Origin of the sequence: Niabella pedocola (assembly GCF_021044425.1) — a bacterium.
Classification (GTDB): Bacteria; Bacteroidota; Bacteroidia; order Chitinophagales; family Chitinophagaceae; genus Niabella; species Niabella pedocola.
In genome coordinates this window covers 2,145,282-2,161,059 of record NZ_JAJNEC010000005.1, presented here as the reverse complement: position 1 = coordinate 2,161,059, position 15,778 = coordinate 2,145,282, and the positions used below count along the sequence as shown (strand labels likewise).

The window sequence follows — 15,778 nt, the reverse complement described above, 5'->3', positions numbered from 1 at the left end:
TGTTGTATCTTCGCTTTGGTTATCAGCGAATTTACCTAGTTATTAATACGCTGAAATAAGGGGAAATTAACCCTAGGCTGATATCAATGGTATAAACAGAAAACCGTTACCTTGCTTGGGTTGAATTACATATAAACAATGAAGTATTTGGGCGGCAAAATATATCAGGGTGATTGTTTAAAAATCATGCAAAAGATTGAGAATGAATCTATTGATATGATTTTGTGTGATTTGCCTTATGGAACAACCCAAAATAAGTGGGATAGTGTTATACCCCTGGATCAATTGTGGTCAGAATATAGGCGCATCATAAAGCCCAAAGGCGTTATTGCTCTTTCCTCCCAGGGTGTTTTTACAGCAAAGCTAATCCTTAGTAATGAGCAGTGGTTTAAGTACAAGTTTGTTTGGGTAAAAAGCAAACCCACAAACTTTCTAAACGCCCGAAAGCAACCTTTACGCCAACATGAAGATATCTGTATTTTTTATGGCAGTCAGCCAAACTATACTCCAATAATGTCCCCCGGGGAGCCATATAATAAAGGTGTGCGTAAGGCACAGTACACCGGAAGTTATGGAGACTTTAAACCTGTGCAGGTTAAAAGTGATGGCGAGCGATATCCAACAGACACTTTATATTGTAAAACAGCGGAAAGTGAATCTGGTGGTAGGGTATGGCATCCAACACAAAAACCGGTCGCCTTAGGCAGGTACTTAATTCGCATGTTTACCCAGGAAGGTGATGTGGTGTTGGACAATGCATTTGGAAGTGGAAGCTTTTTGGTTGCAGCGGCACTTGAGCAGCGGCGCTTTATTGGTATTGAGAAAAATGAAGAGGTACATTTATTTAAAGAAAAACAAATTGATTATATAAAAGTTGCAACGGAGCGATTGGCAGAGGTTGAGGATGCTGTTAAAGATAAACAACAGCCCCCCCCACTTTTATCTGCACTTCAGCCTTCTGCGCGGGCTGGTCAATTAAACAAGCGTGGTATGGTAGATGTCAACGCTCTAATTAACGATGAATCGAAAATAACCGTATGAGTTTAACAACTGCTTACAATGAAAGATCATGGGCCATTGATCTTATTGGTGCCCTCAAAAGTTTAGCAAGCCAAAACAACAGAGCTATCAAAGACGCTGGGGGCGAACAAACTATTAGAACAGATGGAGGTAGCTTATTCCCAGATGTGCTTTTATTTGGAGATCGCGCAACAGCCCGTATTCTTCAAGGTTGGGAACTTAAGATGCCGGACACGGATATCAATGACGTCGATTTTCGCGCAAATGCAGAATTGAAAGCGCGGGCTCTTGGTTTAGATAGCTTTATTTTATGGAATGTATCGCTCGTACAGTTATACATATTTGATGCTCGAAGTGGTGAATATGTGCGTTCAAAAACCTGGTCAGATCTTGCTGACATAACTACACGACAAAGCGTAATTAACAATAGAGCAAGATGGGAAACCCTTGCGAGAGAGATTTTCGGATACCTAAATGACTTGTTTGAAGGTGGTACACTGGAAGGACGGCAATTTATTGAGGCGTATCGCAGCGGTGGTGTAACTGCCTTAATTATGGAAAATGCAGGGCAGGTTGCAGAATCCTTAAAAGGTGCAGCTAGGCATGACGGTGTATTACGTGCAAATATGACACTTTGGTGGGATCGGTATCGTGCAGAATATGCCGGTAGTTTGATGGAATCTGTACTCGCGCAAGTGGTTATATCTAACTGGATTGGTAAAATACTATTTGCTCATATTTTAAGAGAAAAAGATCACAGAGCTCAACAAGTGGCAGCAATAGGCGGGGAGACAACGCCGGCAGAAGCTATTGAATTATTTAAGAAGTTATCAGAAGATTGTAATTTCTGGACTATTTTTTCTAATAGCTTGGGGCTTGAGCAAATAACCGACCAGGCCTGGGATCAATTAAAACAATTTAATAAACTTCTCACGGATCTTCGTGTAGGCTCGGTTGATCAGGCACAACTGTCAAATATTTTGGAAGCAACGGTAGAAGTAGCCACCCGCAAATTAAGAGGGCAATATCCAACGCCTATTGAACTGGCTCGCTTGCTTTCACACATATGTGTTCGGGATATTGTTAACGATAGAGTATATGATCCCTGTTGCGGAAGTGGAACAATTGCACGGGCCACGTTAGAACAGAAATTGGCTGCCGGTGTTTCCCCTGATCTGGCATCTAAAACTGTTTTTGCAAGCGATCAGGATCCACAGGCGGTACAGATTGCGACTTTTGCTTTGGCCAGACCAGATCTTATGCATATTCCTTTGAGAATTTTTAGAAAGGATGCGTTTGATTTGGATTCAAATTTAGACATAGAGTTTCGTAATCCATCTGACGGTGCCCTATTCTCTGAAAAACTTGGGACGTTTCAGGCTATAACAAGCAATTTGCCGTTTGTTGCGCAAGCCGGGCGTAAGCAATACGGAAATGCATTACAAAAGGTAGCAGCAGCAATGGGAATGAGCAAGAGCTTTACCGGGCGTGCAGATGTGGCGGCATACTTACCATTTGCTTTATATTCTTTACTTTCAGAAGGCGGCAGATTAGGAATTATAATCACAAACGCCTGGTTGGGAACAGATTGGGGCGATGACTTCTACAGGCAACTTAGCCGCTATTATGACTTGAAATGTGTTATTACATCTGGAGCTGGCAGATGGTTTAAGAACAGCGAGGTTGTAACGAACATTCTTGTAATGGAAAAGAAAATTGGTACTGCTGTTGAAAATAGCGAAGTAAAATATGTTGTATTAACCAGACCGCTTGAGGAAATGTCAGACGACGATTCTATCCAAATAGCCGCAGCCCAAATCGAAATTGGCCAAACGCAAAACGAAACGATGATGATCAGGGCCGTCAGCATTTCTGATATTGAGCGGTTTCGGCTTTTAGGATTGGGAGGAAATGCTCAATTCGTCAACTGCGATTGGATTTTAAATTTTCCATTAAAACCATTGAAAAATATATTTTTCATCAAGCGTGGTGAAAGAAGAGGAATGAATGACCTGTTTTATCCAAAGCCTGGTCATAATATCGAACCCGACTATATTAAACCTTTAGCTAAAAGTCCTAGTCATTTTAAGCGTTTAAGTATGGACGCCACAAAAGAGGCATTTTCTTGCTCAAAAACAGAAGAAGAGCTTGCTGATTTAGGACACACTGGAGCCCTAAATTGGATAAAGCGATTTAAAACGGACGAGGTTGTAGTCAAACTGGCAAAGCCCGGAAAACTATGGTATCAAATGGATGCTAATGATTTGGCAAATTTAGCAATGTTTATTAACTATGGCGATCGTCTTTTTGTTGGCAAAGTTGAGCCTCCTGCTTTTGCGGATCAACGCCTTGTTCCATTAGTGCCTAGAACTGCTGTTGATATTGAACTATACCATGCAATACTGAATTGCACTATTTCTATGTTTATAATTGAAGGGATGGGATTTGGGAGGGGGCTAGGGGCTCTTGACCTTAATAAAGACCGTATTGAAAATTATATGCACGTACTTGACGTGAGTGAGCTTGATGAAAATAGTATCCAGAAAATAAAGGAGGCTTTCTTGCCTCTAACTAACAGAGACATTTTACCTGTAGCTGATGAGCTGGAACAACCAGATCGGCAAACATTCGACGATATAATTATAGAGGCCTTTGGGTTGAATGTTGAAAGACAACACATTTATGATGCGCTTTTAGCCTTGGTTGAAATTCGCAGAACAGCTCTTGGTTAGATGCTTTTGTATTTCTCAATGATCTCAATACCCTTCTTGATTATCGATGCCTCTTGTTCTTTAGATTGATTGACCGGAAGTAGGAATTTGAAAGTTTCTAAAGAATGCAGTTCGCCTGCTGACCCACCGATAAGCTCCATAATCCCTTCAGTTGATGCGCTAGCCGTGGGGTAGTAAATAACAATAATTGGTATAGTAAAGTTTGGGCGGCTTAAATAGTCCCGAAGAATTGCAAGTCTATCGTACTTCCTTTTGTCCGGGAACGGGTAGTAATTTGATAATTTTTGCCCGTCAATTGAAGAGGATAATGTGTGTTTTTTAAATTCAATAATAGCCACTGGCAAATTTTGACTATCAAGAAGGATTAAATCAACATCTCCTGGATATAAGCTGTCTGTTCTGGAAAGAAAGCATTCCAAATTTGATGTGCCATAAATTAGGCCTTTACTTCCAATTTGTATTGGTCCCCCTGAATGCTGTTGTATCAGTTTTTTAAAATCAGCTATGCTTATAATTTCTGCGTTATACTGAAGATCGGAAAGGTTATTTGATGTTAAAGTAATAATCAGGATGGAACTTGTTTGATTTTTCCAATCGTAATCATCTCTAAAAATAATAAACCGAGTAGTTAGGAGATGTAGGCTGGAAAAATCCCTTAGTCTAGTAAGGTACTGCAATCCAAATTCAGTGGCCATAATGTTCTGAAGATTATCTAGCACATCGCTATATTCATAAGGTGTTTCTAATATCCGTTTTATCCAAATTTCTGGTGTTAATGAAAAGGGGGTAGCAGACCAGTTTATAAAAAAATCAAAGGAAATTCCAAGCAGATTGTTTTCAGACAATTGCTCATTTCGAAACCACTCTTCTGGACTGCCGCCTGTTGGATGCTTTTTAGGCATGGACTGACGATCCGAACATTTTGATAACTCGGGCTTGCTAAGCATTTTTGTTGAATTTATAGCTAACACTTATTTTAAAGCGTTAATATACAAATCTCTATAATAACTTAACGTATACTTCATACCCTCAAGTTCAATCTGCCAATAAATCCATCCGTTGATACTTCTCTGCTCAACGTACCTTGCAGCCCCACTTGGGTATAAAAATGTTCTTTTTTGCCCATTTATAGTTACCGTAATTGAGCCGTCTTCATTTAGTACGCCTTCAATTTCTGGGTTGAGCACCGACGTTAATTTTAAGTTAGCTTGTAAAATCCCTTTTTCAAGTATCATTTTTAATGTAACTGCTGTCCTCTCAAACGTATCATTTTTAATCATACTAGCTTTATTTAGATATTTACGTTGAGGCAATAAAATGCCAGTTACTAACCGGTTTTACACAAAAATATGCTAATATTGATGGTTTTATACCATTTACGCAGTTTATGTTTCGTGATGCGTCCTCTCAATTATTCCTAACGGATAAAGTTCCCCCTTTCTAAGGGCATTAGCGGGGAGCGCTTTAAAAAGACACAACAAAGTCACCAACGCCAGAAAAAAGATCAATATCATTGCCAGAATTAATATTGTTGTACGTCCAGAGTTGGTGCTTTCAAATGTCATTCCCAAGAATTTTATTTTTATATTTTCATTTTTTGCCATGGGCTGTATTTTTTAGCAGAGTTTTTTAAAACTGACTTGTTCAAAACCGACTATTACGATCGTTTTTTGTACTACAATAGCAGTAAAGTCGTACCATCATGGATCTTTTTGTGAAGCTATTTCTGCCTTTTTAGATGGGCGAACACAAAAGACGTTTCGCCTTATGAAACCCGCTCCAGGCGTGAGCCAAAAAGTTACTTTCTGCGCATTTGTCCACTTCCCATTACCCAAAAGATAATTTTTCGACTTTCTGTCAACAAACATAAATTAGGAAATCAGGGAGAAAAAGGACAAAAAGTGAGTCTTTAAATCAACCAAATGGCTATTATTTGGGTAATTTTCAAATCATGGCGTATTTTCTCATTTTTCAAAAATAGATACATATGGTCTATTAAAATAAATCTAAAATCCCGAAGGGACAAATCGGGCAAAACTTATTTTAATTTACCATCTTAAGAATGAATAAGAAAGATTACAATTTACTTAAGCAGGCGCTTTTAAAGCAAAAGTGTGAGGTTTCTGCTTCAAAAACGGTTGCCAAGGCTTTTTGAAAAAGACTGGTGTCCTTCACATTTGCTTGTGCCTAAAGAAGAAGCTTCCCAAAGGGTTACAAATGTAAAATATGGTATTAAAGTTGAGGCTTACTACAAAAGTATTATCTTATGACACCCATAATAAATGGGAAAAACGCGGGAGAATTTTTCCCTCATTTAAAGCAATGGGATAAAAGAATTTCCAAGGTTGTAATTTATCACATCGATGGGCATGTTGACGAAATGAAATTGACCTTTCCTATCTGGACCTTTTGGAGTGAGCCTGGCGAGTTATCTCAATACTATTTGAGCCAATTTGTTTTCCACCTGACAAAATGCATTATCTCACCTGAAAGATTTGAGATATTTATTGGATCAATTGACAGTGAAGGAAATGAGCATTACAGTTTCTCCTATAAATTTGAGATTCCAATTGGGAAAGTTTTTGTAAAAGGCAAATGGCTTGATCCTGAAAATGAAAGGCAAAATGTTCGGGGAAGAGATATCAATGAATAAAGTAAAAGCATTGAAAGGTTTTTGTTTGAATCAATAGTACAATGACATATTCAAATAGTCCTGATGTGTGTCTATTTGATTACCGACGATGGATTTGTTGTCATTTGTCATCGTAGTTTAGTAATGCTTCTTATATTGCATGTTTAAATATTAAATGCGCCGAAAGTATAAATTTACACGCTAGAAGCGCTTTCTTTTAGGGTAGTTTCTCGAGCGTACAAATTTGTTGAATGCTAAGCCCAGTTCCAGGCTTTTCAGTCTTTCCCGCAATGCCTCTCTTTCTTTCATGGCCTCAAAATAGGGCTTCATAAAGATAAGTGCCTTTTCCGTCCATTTACCGTTATATACTGCATTTATAAAAGCTTTCCTGGAAATTTCAGCAACTAAACCACAGCCAACAATCTGGTATGGGAATAAGCAGTATAAAGGATGCCGCAAATCGTTGGCATCAGATATTGTCTCATTACCCCTAAAATCGAAAATCACCGGAACATAGCTCTTACGCCAGGCGGAAGGGAAACATCCACCCAAATCGTTAATCCGAAAAATTCCCTTTTTTTCGATCGTAAAGCTTTTCCTCGCTTTTAAGAATCGGGGATAATCCCGTTTTAAGCGGGTTGCATCAACAACCCAAGCCATATTTTTATAGAACATCTCCCGGGATTTAAGTTCCAAGGGATTTATGTGAGAATGTTGAAACTCAATCACAAAGCCATCGCTGGTTCTGACATCTGCAATGTGCTTTTCCCCGGTTTGCTCATCTGGCAAATATATTTCCTGCCAATCTTCTGGGAACTTGCTTTTCCAGGTGCGGTGCCATTCCGTTTCCGGCTCCCACCAGGTATCACACATTTTATTACGGCTATGGGCCCAATGATGTACCCTTTCACCCCCGCACTTTGCGGCAACCGGCTGCGAGCAGCCCGGGCAAAACCCTTTTAAACCTGGTTCTGCAATTACTTTGTTACCATCCACCATTGCAAACCTCATATGCAAGCTATTTGATTTTACACCACATTTTTATTTCCATGAATTTACGTCAATTTCTCCCAAATTATTGCCAATGAAATTCTGATAGAAGAAACAAAGATTTGCTATTTGCATATAAAATAGAGGAGTCTGCAATGACAATCCATTCGTTCACGTAATGCGTTTTTTGTGGCTTTTAAATCTTCAGATGTTTGAAGAGCAAACAAATTTCTAAACCATTAAAAAACGTACCATGTCTACGCTTAGTACAATCTTTGGAAACGGGATGAGCATGGATGAAATTACTTCATCTGATGGTCCAATAGAGACGTCCTGCTATCCTGTGCCTTAGCCAAAGAAGAAACCTTTTTCAAAAAATCAGTAATCAAATTAAGGAGCCTTATCGGTTCCTTTTTTAAATACATAAAATTGTGATGCCATGAATGTAAAATTGCAAGAGCACTATTCAACTATAAAAAGTATGAGTGCTGAATACGGTCAGCTTGAAATTGAAAAGAATACAAATCTGCAGCGGCAAAGCCATTTGGTAAGCGCCGGGCTGTTAAACTATCTTCCTTCTATTAGCTACAAAAATCATGATCAAATATTCAGGGGGATCTTACTCCATCAAAAACTAAGTTTAATTGAACAGGGACTGCCAGAGGTATTGCACGATGCACATTATGTAAACTTAGATGCAGCGGTTAAATTCCTAAAAAAGACACCATCCATAATATGTACTTTTCATTTGGGTTCATATCGTTTAATAAATTTGGTTTTGGGAAAGTATAACATACCGTTTTCTCTTATTGTGGCTAAAAGTGTGATTGATAAGCAGGGGGCATCCTTTTACTCAGATTTTCATCGCGCCGGAAACGGAGGCTATTCAGCGCTTGAATTGATAGATGCGGAAAATCCCGGATCCGCTCTGCAGATGATCAAAGCTATAAAGAAGGGTAAATGTCTTGTGGTTTACATGGATGGGAATACTGGTTCGGGACATCAGGCTCACAGGAACGAAAACTGCTCAGAAGTAAGCTTACTTAATCAAAAAATAATGGCACGAACAGGTGTGGGCTTTCTGTCTCATTTAGCAAAAGCCCCGGTGCTGCCAGTACTTTGTTATCGGACTGCATTAACCCAACTTACAATTGAATTTTTTGAGCCCATACTTCCAACTCAATCTGCAGACCGTAAGATATATTCACAAGAATTGGTTCAACAAATTTATAACGTGGCAGCGCCTTACATTGCAAGGTTCCCTCAGCAATGGGAAGCCTGGCTCTATCTTTACAAAGTTTCGGTACTAAAGCAAGGTGGATCTGAACCTATTCCTCCGCTTCAAAAAGCACATAATCCACTAATTTTCAATAGGAAATGGTTTGGTTTATATCATTTAAGAAATCACAGTTACTTATTTGATAAGCATGACTTTTTGTCTTATGAAATACCTGCACCCGTATATAGCTTCTTGAATAAAACAGATAGCCAGCACCTGAAAAGAGAAAGTATTGATGTAATTTTATTGCAAGACCTATACAGAAAAGGCGTATTAATAGCTTCTTAATTTTTGTTTGTGCTAAGGAAAGTCAATTCAGCAAATAGAAAAGGAGTAAAACCATTTCTTTGGCATTTGCTTGCCTGGATCCTTTACGCATTATTTCTGCACATTGCAGCGGTATTGACGAAGCCAAATGTTTCAATAACTAATACCATTCTTTACATCCTCCCATACTGCCTCACCTTTTATATTAGTGTTTATTGTTTAGGCGTTCGTAAAAAAAAGAGAGTCTTGTGGAGTGTAGCATCTTTTTTTATCGTTTTTATTATTATGGCATCCCTTGCATATGTTTATATTTATTTGATTCTACCCCGGTTTGGCGTAGTGATCTATTCCTCTAAAGGATTTAAACCATTTATACAAGAGGCGGTATTGGGATATGTGCGCTTTTTCTCTTTTGCCATGCTATACTTTTATATCAGGGAATCATTGAAAAAAGAAAAGAACTTAAGGCTGCTTGAAAGGGAAAAATCTCAACAGGAACTGGAAAATGCTAAATTAAAAGAGCAGGAGTTGAAAGCGCAGCAGGATAAGCTACAATATGAATATGCTTTTCTTCGATCGCAGATCAACCCTCATTTTTTACACAATACCTTGAATACTTTCTTTTCGGAAGCGCTGAATTATTCTCCTGCACTTGCGGATAACATTCTGAAGCTTTCTTCCATTATGAGGTATTCAATGGAGGCACTTGAATTTGATAGTGGCAAGGTCTCTGTCCAAAAAGAATTGGATCACCTTCAGAACCTTATAGACATCAACAACATGAGGTTTGGAGAGAGTAAAATGATTGTTTACGATGTTGAGGGACACATAAACGGACATATGGTTCCCCCGCTTTCATTTATAACAATTGTGGAAAACGCTTTTAAATATGGCGACTTGAATGACCCGCGTTGTCCACTATCAATAAAAGTAGACTTAACCCCCGGCGAGGTCCATTTTTTCTGCTGCAACAAAATAAAAAAAAGCAACGTACAATTTTCGTCATCCAACATCGGTATTTCAAATCTGAGTAAACGACTTGATGTTGCATTTAGTAACAGGTATGAAATGAATGCAGAAAAAAAAGACGGACTATATCTATTTCATTTAACCGTAAAAAATTAATTTATGATTAAATGTGCCATAATTGACGATGAGCAATCTGCTATTAATGTGCTGACGAATTACATTAAACGAGTCTCAGACCTGGAACTGGTTGGTACCTCTACGGATCCTCTTAAAGGACTTGAGTTGATAAGAAGCGCCAAGCCTGATGTTGTTTTTTTGGATATTCAAATGGATGAGGTGACTGGTATTGAGCTTATAAATATGTTGGATCAGGAGATTCAAGTAGTTTTCTGCACAGCTTTTTCCGAGTTTGCGGTTGAAAGCTATGACCTTGATGCAGTCGACTACCTCATGAAGCCAATTCCATTTGACCGCTTTATGAAAGCTATTCGAAAAATCCGAAAATTATTATCTGCCGGACCTGAGAAAAATGGAAACGAGGAAATAGCCGACGACTATATTTTTGTAAAAGCTGAATCTAAGGGAAAAGTACTCAGGGTGAATTTTGCAGACATTGATTTTATTGAAGCAAAGAATAACTATATAGCTTTTCATTGCGGTAAGCGGATAATCATGGTATACTCAACGATGAAGGAAATTGAAAATTCACTTTCTTCCTCAAATTTTAAAAGAATACACAAATCATTTATCATACCGATTTCCAAAATTTCTTTGATACAAAGTAATTTTTTAATGCTTAAAAATCGGGAAGATCAAATACCGATCGGAAAAACGTACAAATCTGAATTGCTTAATCTGGTCAACCATAGATTGCTAAGTGATAGGGGCCACCCCTGATTTGACCAGTTGCCGAAATGAATTCACCCGTGCCTTAAATAAATATTGTAAATTTATAGTATTGCAGATTATGAAAATAATGGCCAATGGAACATCAGCCTGTAAATAAAAAAATATACCTGATTGGTTCAAAATTAAATAATGTTGATTCTCTAATAGTGAGGGATAGTGAGGCATCTGCTTTAATACATTTCAACTCGCTCGAGGAGGCTAAAGCACGTTTTGATTCATTATATAAAATTCTGTTGGCCCCGTCATTTAAGCCTTCTATTCCACCAAGTGCCGAAGAGATACAATATCATCAGCGTTTTATGATGTTGATGTCGTTTTATCCTGTTGTGCTCGAATTCGATAGTAGTGATTACAGGAGCCATTTATTAAAATGGCGTAAAAAGAAAAAACCAGCATTCTGCACTCAAGAAAAGTTTTTCACTGGTGAATATTGGCACCGCCCCATGCGATCAGGCTTTTTAAAGGAATTTGGTGTATTAGATATTACCAGGGATATTGAGCGCACCCCATTTATTGGCCCGGATGGAAATATGGTTCTCAGAGTCAATGAAATATCGCATTCTAAAGAGGGCGAGCCATACCCGGCGCCAAAACCAATGACCCAGGAAGAAATCGACAAGATATTACGTGAAAGAGGATATTTATAATTTTTATTCTCTCGTGTTGAGGTCTGCTTTAGAATAAACCGTAAAATGTAAATTAATGGGACAAGAAATAACAACCTTATTAAACTATTTGAAAACTTATGTTGAAGCCGAGGAATTGGCCGGTCATCCTACAAACTTATCATCCTGGGAGGATCGTCATGGTGTATTGCTAGCCACAAGGCAAGCCAAGACTCTTATCCAGTTCCTGGAGGAAGCGTTGGAGAAGAATAATTTTAAAAAGTCCGAATTATAAAAGCCCTGCCCTTGACAGAGCTGGGCGTTGCTAACCTATGAAAAACACCAGCTACAATTTAAGAAATATATTAAAAAATACCAAATATAAAAGTACGGAAAGGAGTCTAATTATTCGCCAGGAGGAACTCCAGAACCTGGCTTAACAAACAATAAATGGGCAAGGTTCGGATCCTTCCTGATCCTTTCCAGTTCGGATTCAATAATATCTCCGACCTCATTTTTAATACGAATAAAATTATTCTGAATTTCCAATGCAGAAACTCCGGCCGGGGGTAATGGTATATAACGGGCTTGCTCCGCATTAATGCTAGCAGGGTCATTTATAATTGTACAATGAAAAGCTTTTCTTTCAATCTTTTGATCCGGATTATCAGCAACTACACCAGCGAATTCTCCGGCGCTCATAGTTGCTATTTTTGACGCCGGTACTGCATAATCTAGTTGCGTATTTTTGCTAATACTGGTGTCCGTTCTGTTTATAGACACACTCTCGCGTTCCTGTACAATTTTGCCAATGGCCTCTGATACCGCTTTTGCGGTATCCCCGGTGGACTGGCCGCAGATTATGTTGCCAGCTAGGTTGAAGATAACATCAGCCTGTTCCCGGCCATAGGATTTCCTTAACTGAGCCACATTTTGAATTGCCAGGAAGGTTGCTAAAAAATATCCCCTGGCAATGGCCAGGTAATTTTCAATGCCATTGGCGAACAAACTTGAGGCTTCATCAATAATAATAGCTGTGTGTTGTCTGCCTTTTTTAGGCAGTATCCGGAAAAGGCGGTTGATGTATAGAGAAATTACAGCGCCGTAGATCTGGGTTTTTTCCGGATTGTTAGCCAGCGCCACAATTTTTGGTTCTTGGGGATTGTTAACGTCCAGGGAAAAGTCATTTCCCGAGAGTACATAATACAAAAGGGGCGAGGAAATCCGGGCAAGGGCTATTTTGGCAGAAGCAATCTGTCCTTCCAGCTGCTCCATTGCCCGGTTCATATAAGCGCTAATAAATGGATTAATGAGGACTTCGATCTCCGGTTCTGTCGATAGAACCGGAAAAAGATCGTCATATTGCATCTGTGTGAGCTCTATCGCATGCGGGATCGTACAATAAACACCATTCTTATATTTTTTTAAAAACCAAATAACGGCGGTAAAGAAATTTATTGGTGACTCCACAAAGAAGTCGCCAGTCTTCTTAATCCACTCCATGTTTAACCCGAGTAAGATGGTGCGTGAGCTTTCGGTTGCGTCGGTTATATCCAGTAGGGTGGAGGGCTCAAGTGGGTTGCATCTATTTATCGGATCATCAAAATTAATGATGTAGAATTTAGGCTCTACCGGGTAGGTGTGTTTATACTTGAGCCACGCATTATAAGCAATTTTAGTAAGGTCGTCATATTTGAAGTCGTATAGTACTACGCAATAATTTTTTCTTATCGATTGTAAAATAATTTCCCTGATCAGGTAGAATGTTTTCCCGGCTCCCGGAGAGCCGATAATTAAAACCATTCTAAAACAGTTGATGAGGTTCAGATACATATTCCGGATCTTTCCTTTCAACTTGTATAAGCCTGGTAAGTTGATACTGTATTTGTTTTCCAGTAATCTTTCTTCCTGCGGAAAGGTTTCATTCTGCTCGTTAAAAATGTCTTTATTTAGCTGAAGTTTAATCAATCTGGACAACCTGGCCCCACCTGTAAGAAAAAGAAGATATCCGGAGGTCGTAAGAAGTATATAACTGCATGTTAATGGCTCAGCCGGGAGGGCTGAATAAAATAGTAAGCCGGAAATAAAATAAATCAGGATGCCCAATACCAAAAAAGCCACGATACTGCTTCGATTGATCTTTTCGTCTTTCTTTCCTTTTACTCCAGTCAAGGATAAAACAAGTAGCCCTAAGGAAAATGCTTTAATATAAACCGGATGTGTAACGAAACTGAAACGGGAAAAATTGAGTAGAATAGATTCCAAAATTTTAAATGTCAGACCCCATTTTTCAAAAGCAGTGTAGCAACTAATGTAAAAATGCAAGATGAGTAGAATAATACTTCCTTTCCGGACAAAGTCCAGAATGACTCTTAATCCCTGATCGTTTTCTCCGGTATTCATAGGTTTAAAATCTTTTGGTGTTTAGGCTAATTAATTTCTTTTTCTTCTTTTCTTTCTTCGGGCCTCTTTTAATAATTCAAAAGGAAGTGCATTATTACTGTAAACAGGACCCCAGAGTTTTTGCAGAATAGAGAAGAGTTCCTTTTCAAAAGTTGTAAAAATCTTATCCCAGTCACTGCTGTTCTTATGGAATATTACAGGATTGGAAATTCGTTTAGCCAGAAAATCAATGATCGTATTCGCCTGGGCAGTACCGTACTGGTTGACAGCAAGATATTTTCCAATTTTTCCATCTACAGGTAAATAGGACTCAGGCTCGGTTTGGATACGACCGATTTTATAGCGCGTATTTCCACTCTCTGTTACAAATGCTTTTACCAATGCCCCGGTACGCATCCATGTGAACAATACTTCTTTAAAGTCCTTAGAGAAATCCGTTTCTGCCAGGAGTTTCTCTACAAAATCGCGGTTGATGGCATTGTCTTTTGAGGATCCAGTCTGCAGTCTATCCAGGATAGCCTTGGCGCTATAGGCTTTTCCAATATCACTGCCATTAAAAAAACAACCCGTATTTTTATCGAGAAACGTAATGCCGTAGATATACAGGTCCTCATTGGTTTTGAAATCTGCAATAATATTTTCGGCCTCAAGCGCAGCAATGAATGCCCTTTTATCCGTTGGATTTGTCAGAATGCGATCTACAGTCCGAATGACCCGCTGACGGTATTGCTTGCGCGCCACTTTATTTTGCTCAAACCTTTGTTCAATATTTTTAAGTGTGGGTTTTTCATATATTGAACTGGACTTAATGGGAATGCCAACACCTTTGTTTTTATTTTTATCAAATAATTGGTACACAAGTCCTCCCTCTTTATGCATTTTTGTCCCTGGTTCTCCACGGCTGGCCAGTACATTGTATTCTCTTAAAATGTCACTATACTCTTTGAAGCTACCGTATTTAAAAGACTTTGCAACCGTACGCACTATATTGGAAATTTCATTCTTGGTGGGGCGTTTTCCGTATTTAGCTTGGGTTAAATCTGCAGGTTTTAGTACTGTAGTCATCGAATATGCCCGGCCTTCAGCATGGATTAGTCGAAATGTTTCCTCAATTTCTTTACGGGCTTGTTCGGATTCGTTTCTGCCAATATCATGAATATCTATCCGGGTTCCATCAGACCTGATATTGACGGTTGCAATATGAATATGATCGTGAGCTGCATCAAAATGCCGATATACCAGATAGGGCTGGTCACCGAAACCGATCTTTTCCATATAAGTTGCCGCGATATTCTTTAGGGATCCGTCGCTTAGTTTTTCATCCGGATGAAAATTTAGTGTAATATGAATGGCATTTGTTTTGGCAATTTTATTTCGTTCCGTTAATTTGATAAAGCGGCTTAATTTATTACCAAAGGACAGTTCTTCCGGCAGGCAACCGAATCCCACAGCTTCGATACATTGGGCGACACTATCCTTAACTTTATTTTCATTATAGCTCAGGACACCTCTAATCGATTTTCCACTCTTTATCCTTACAACCATTTTTTTGCCAGTTGAGAAATGATCGGAAATAATTTCGCTGTATGGTGGTTTACCTCCTGAAGCTGTTGGGTGAGCTCTAATGCAAGTAAAAGTGTTTTGCTTTTTTCCATGGTCTGATGAATTTGTTTTACAGCCTGGTTGATGTTTGTTCCAATAGAATTTAATTCTTTGCGAACGCGCGTCAACTCTTCCATTACAACTCCAAGAGATTCGTCTCGGGTGTAAGTGATAACCTGTCGTTCGCAAACAATATCCCGGAGTAACTCACTCATATTTTTATAATGAGACAGGGAAAGCAGTTTGCACAAACGATCATAATGCCACTGGTTAACCCGGAGCTTAATGTCATATTTAAGTGCTTCCTTATCGTTCTGTTTCTTTCGCATTTACTATATTGCATTAACTAACCCTGTCATAAAAGCCGACA

At 38.9% G+C, this 15,778-nt stretch carries 15 protein-coding genes; 8 read left to right on the top strand and 7 right to left on the bottom strand.

Features of this window, described 5'->3' with window-relative positions:
* Positions 1-138 precede the first annotated feature (138 nt).
* Both LQ567_RS16525 and LQ567_RS16520 read left to right on the top strand, forming a co-directional pair.
* Positions 139-1,041 (top strand): DNA-methyltransferase, encoded by a 903-nt coding sequence (locus LQ567_RS16525; protein WP_231006098.1) that lies wholly within the window; start codon positions 139-141, stop codon positions 1,039-1,041.
* Positions 1,038-3,752 (top strand): N-6 DNA methylase, encoded by a 2,715-nt coding sequence (locus LQ567_RS16520; protein WP_231006089.1) that lies wholly within the window; start codon positions 1,038-1,040, stop codon positions 3,750-3,752. Before LQ567_RS16525 ends, LQ567_RS16520 begins: the two co-directional genes overlap by 4 nt.
* Here the strand turns inward: LQ567_RS16520 and LQ567_RS16515 are convergent.
* The 3 genes from LQ567_RS16515 to LQ567_RS16505 form a co-directional block, all read right to left on the bottom strand.
* Positions 3,749-4,699 (bottom strand): hypothetical protein, encoded by a 951-nt coding sequence (locus LQ567_RS16515; RefSeq protein ID WP_231006087.1) that lies wholly within the window; start codon positions 4,697-4,699, stop codon positions 3,749-3,751. The two genes, LQ567_RS16520 and LQ567_RS16515, sit on opposite strands and share 4 nt — an antisense overlap.
* Positions 4,700-4,723: 24 nt before the next feature.
* Positions 4,724-5,032: a restriction system modified-DNA reader domain-containing protein gene (locus LQ567_RS16510; protein WP_231006085.1), complete on the bottom strand. Its 309-nt coding sequence runs from the start codon at positions 5,030-5,032 to the stop codon at positions 4,724-4,726.
* Between the two features lie 105 nt (positions 5,033-5,137).
* The gene (locus LQ567_RS16505; RefSeq protein WP_231006083.1) at positions 5,138-5,356 is read right to left on the bottom strand and encodes a hypothetical protein; all 219 of its coding nucleotides are present in this window, start codon (positions 5,354-5,356) and stop codon (positions 5,138-5,140) included.
* A gap of 662 nt (positions 5,357-6,018) precedes the next feature.
* Here LQ567_RS16505 and LQ567_RS16500 point away from each other — a divergent pair.
* Positions 6,019-6,405 (top strand): hypothetical protein, encoded by a 387-nt coding sequence (locus LQ567_RS16500; protein ID WP_231006081.1) that lies wholly within the window; start codon positions 6,019-6,021, stop codon positions 6,403-6,405.
* Positions 6,406-6,585: 180 nt separating this feature from the next.
* On the opposite strand, the gene LQ567_RS16495 is transcribed toward LQ567_RS16500, so the two are convergent.
* Entirely contained in the window at positions 6,586-7,395 is an 810-nt protein-coding gene (locus LQ567_RS16495; RefSeq protein ID WP_231006080.1) for a competence protein CoiA, read from the bottom strand.
* A gap of 418 nt (positions 7,396-7,813) precedes the next feature.
* Here LQ567_RS16495 and LQ567_RS16490 point away from each other — a divergent pair, with 418 nt between their 5' ends.
* The 5 genes from LQ567_RS16490 (at position 7,814) to LQ567_RS16470 (ending at position 11,698) form a co-directional block, all read left to right on the top strand.
* Entirely contained in the window at positions 7,814-8,941 is a 1,128-nt protein-coding gene (locus LQ567_RS16490; protein WP_231006078.1) for an LpxL/LpxP family acyltransferase, read from the top strand.
* Positions 8,942-8,950: 9 nt separating this feature from the next.
* On the top strand, positions 8,951-10,045 hold the full coding sequence (locus tag LQ567_RS26195; protein ID WP_231006069.1) for a sensor histidine kinase: 1,095 nt from the start codon (positions 8,951-8,953) through the stop codon (positions 10,043-10,045).
* Between the two features lie 3 nt (positions 10,046-10,048).
* A complete protein-coding gene (locus LQ567_RS16480; protein ID WP_231006061.1) occupies positions 10,049-10,786 on the top strand; it encodes a LytR/AlgR family response regulator transcription factor in 738 nt (245 codons plus the stop codon).
* A gap of 86 nt (positions 10,787-10,872) precedes the next feature.
* Positions 10,873-11,445 carry a hypothetical protein gene (locus LQ567_RS16475; RefSeq protein WP_231006060.1) on the top strand — a complete coding sequence of 191 codons (573 nt, stop codon included), beginning with the start codon at positions 10,873-10,875 and terminating at the stop codon, positions 11,443-11,445.
* 55 nt (positions 11,446-11,500) lie between these two features.
* The gene (locus LQ567_RS16470) at positions 11,501-11,698 is read left to right on the top strand and encodes a hypothetical protein (protein WP_231006058.1); all 198 of its coding nucleotides are present in this window, start codon (positions 11,501-11,503) and stop codon (positions 11,696-11,698) included.
* Between the two features lie 110 nt (positions 11,699-11,808).
* On the opposite strand, the gene mobC is transcribed toward LQ567_RS16470, so the two are convergent.
* From mobC to LQ567_RS16455, 3 genes are read right to left on the bottom strand one after another with little or no spacing between them, the layout of a single operon-like run.
* Positions 11,809-13,806 (bottom strand): conjugal transfer protein MobC, encoded by a 1,998-nt coding sequence (gene mobC, locus LQ567_RS16465; RefSeq protein WP_231006056.1) that lies wholly within the window; start codon positions 13,804-13,806, stop codon positions 11,809-11,811.
* Positions 13,807-13,836: 30 nt separating this feature from the next.
* Positions 13,837-15,351, bottom strand: a complete 1,515-nt coding sequence (locus tag LQ567_RS16460; RefSeq protein WP_231006054.1) for a relaxase/mobilization nuclease domain-containing protein — start codon at positions 15,349-15,351, stop codon at positions 13,837-13,839.
* Entirely contained in the window at positions 15,342-15,737 is a 396-nt protein-coding gene (locus LQ567_RS16455) for a plasmid mobilization protein (RefSeq protein WP_231006052.1), read from the bottom strand. The genes LQ567_RS16460 and LQ567_RS16455 overlap by 10 nt, the downstream gene beginning before the upstream one ends.
* Between the last annotated feature and the right edge of the window lie 41 nt (positions 15,738-15,778).

Excerpts from the sequence above, each read along its gene's own strand:
- LQ567_RS16475 (WP_231006060.1), top strand. The coding sequence starts at position 10,873 with ATGGAACATCAGCCTGTAAATAAAAAAATATACCTGATTGGTTCAAAA.
- LQ567_RS16505 (WP_231006083.1), bottom strand. The coding sequence starts at position 5,356 with ATGGCAAAAAATGAAAATATAAAAATAAAATTCTTGGGAATGACATTT.
- LQ567_RS16480 (WP_231006061.1), top strand. The coding sequence starts at position 10,049 with ATGATTAAATGTGCCATAATTGACGATGAGCAATCTGCTATTAATGTG.
- LQ567_RS16510 (WP_231006085.1), bottom strand. The coding sequence starts at position 5,032 with ATGATTAAAAATGATACGTTTGAGAGGACAGCAGTTACATTAAAAATG.
- LQ567_RS16525 (WP_231006098.1), top strand. The coding sequence starts at position 139 with ATGAAGTATTTGGGCGGCAAAATATATCAGGGTGATTGTTTAAAAATC.
- LQ567_RS16500 (WP_231006081.1), top strand. The coding sequence starts at position 6,019 with ATGACACCCATAATAAATGGGAAAAACGCGGGAGAATTTTTCCCTCAT.
- LQ567_RS16520 (WP_231006089.1), top strand. The coding sequence starts at position 1,038 with ATGAGTTTAACAACTGCTTACAATGAAAGATCATGGGCCATTGATCTT.
- LQ567_RS16495 (WP_231006080.1), bottom strand. The coding sequence starts at position 7,395 with ATGAGGTTTGCAATGGTGGATGGTAACAAAGTAATTGCAGAACCAGGT.
- LQ567_RS16460 (WP_231006054.1), bottom strand. The coding sequence starts at position 15,351 with ATGGTTGTAAGGATAAAGAGTGGAAAATCGATTAGAGGTGTCCTGAGC.
- LQ567_RS16515 (WP_231006087.1), bottom strand. The coding sequence starts at position 4,699 with ATGCTTAGCAAGCCCGAGTTATCAAAATGTTCGGATCGTCAGTCCATG.
- LQ567_RS16455 (WP_231006052.1), bottom strand. The coding sequence starts at position 15,737 with ATGCGAAAGAAACAGAACGATAAGGAAGCACTTAAATATGACATTAAG.
- mobC (WP_231006056.1), bottom strand. The coding sequence starts at position 13,806 with ATGAATACCGGAGAAAACGATCAGGGATTAAGAGTCATTCTGGACTTT.
- LQ567_RS16490 (WP_231006078.1), top strand. The coding sequence starts at position 7,814 with ATGAATGTAAAATTGCAAGAGCACTATTCAACTATAAAAAGTATGAGT.
- LQ567_RS16470 (WP_231006058.1), top strand. The coding sequence starts at position 11,501 with ATGGGACAAGAAATAACAACCTTATTAAACTATTTGAAAACTTATGTT.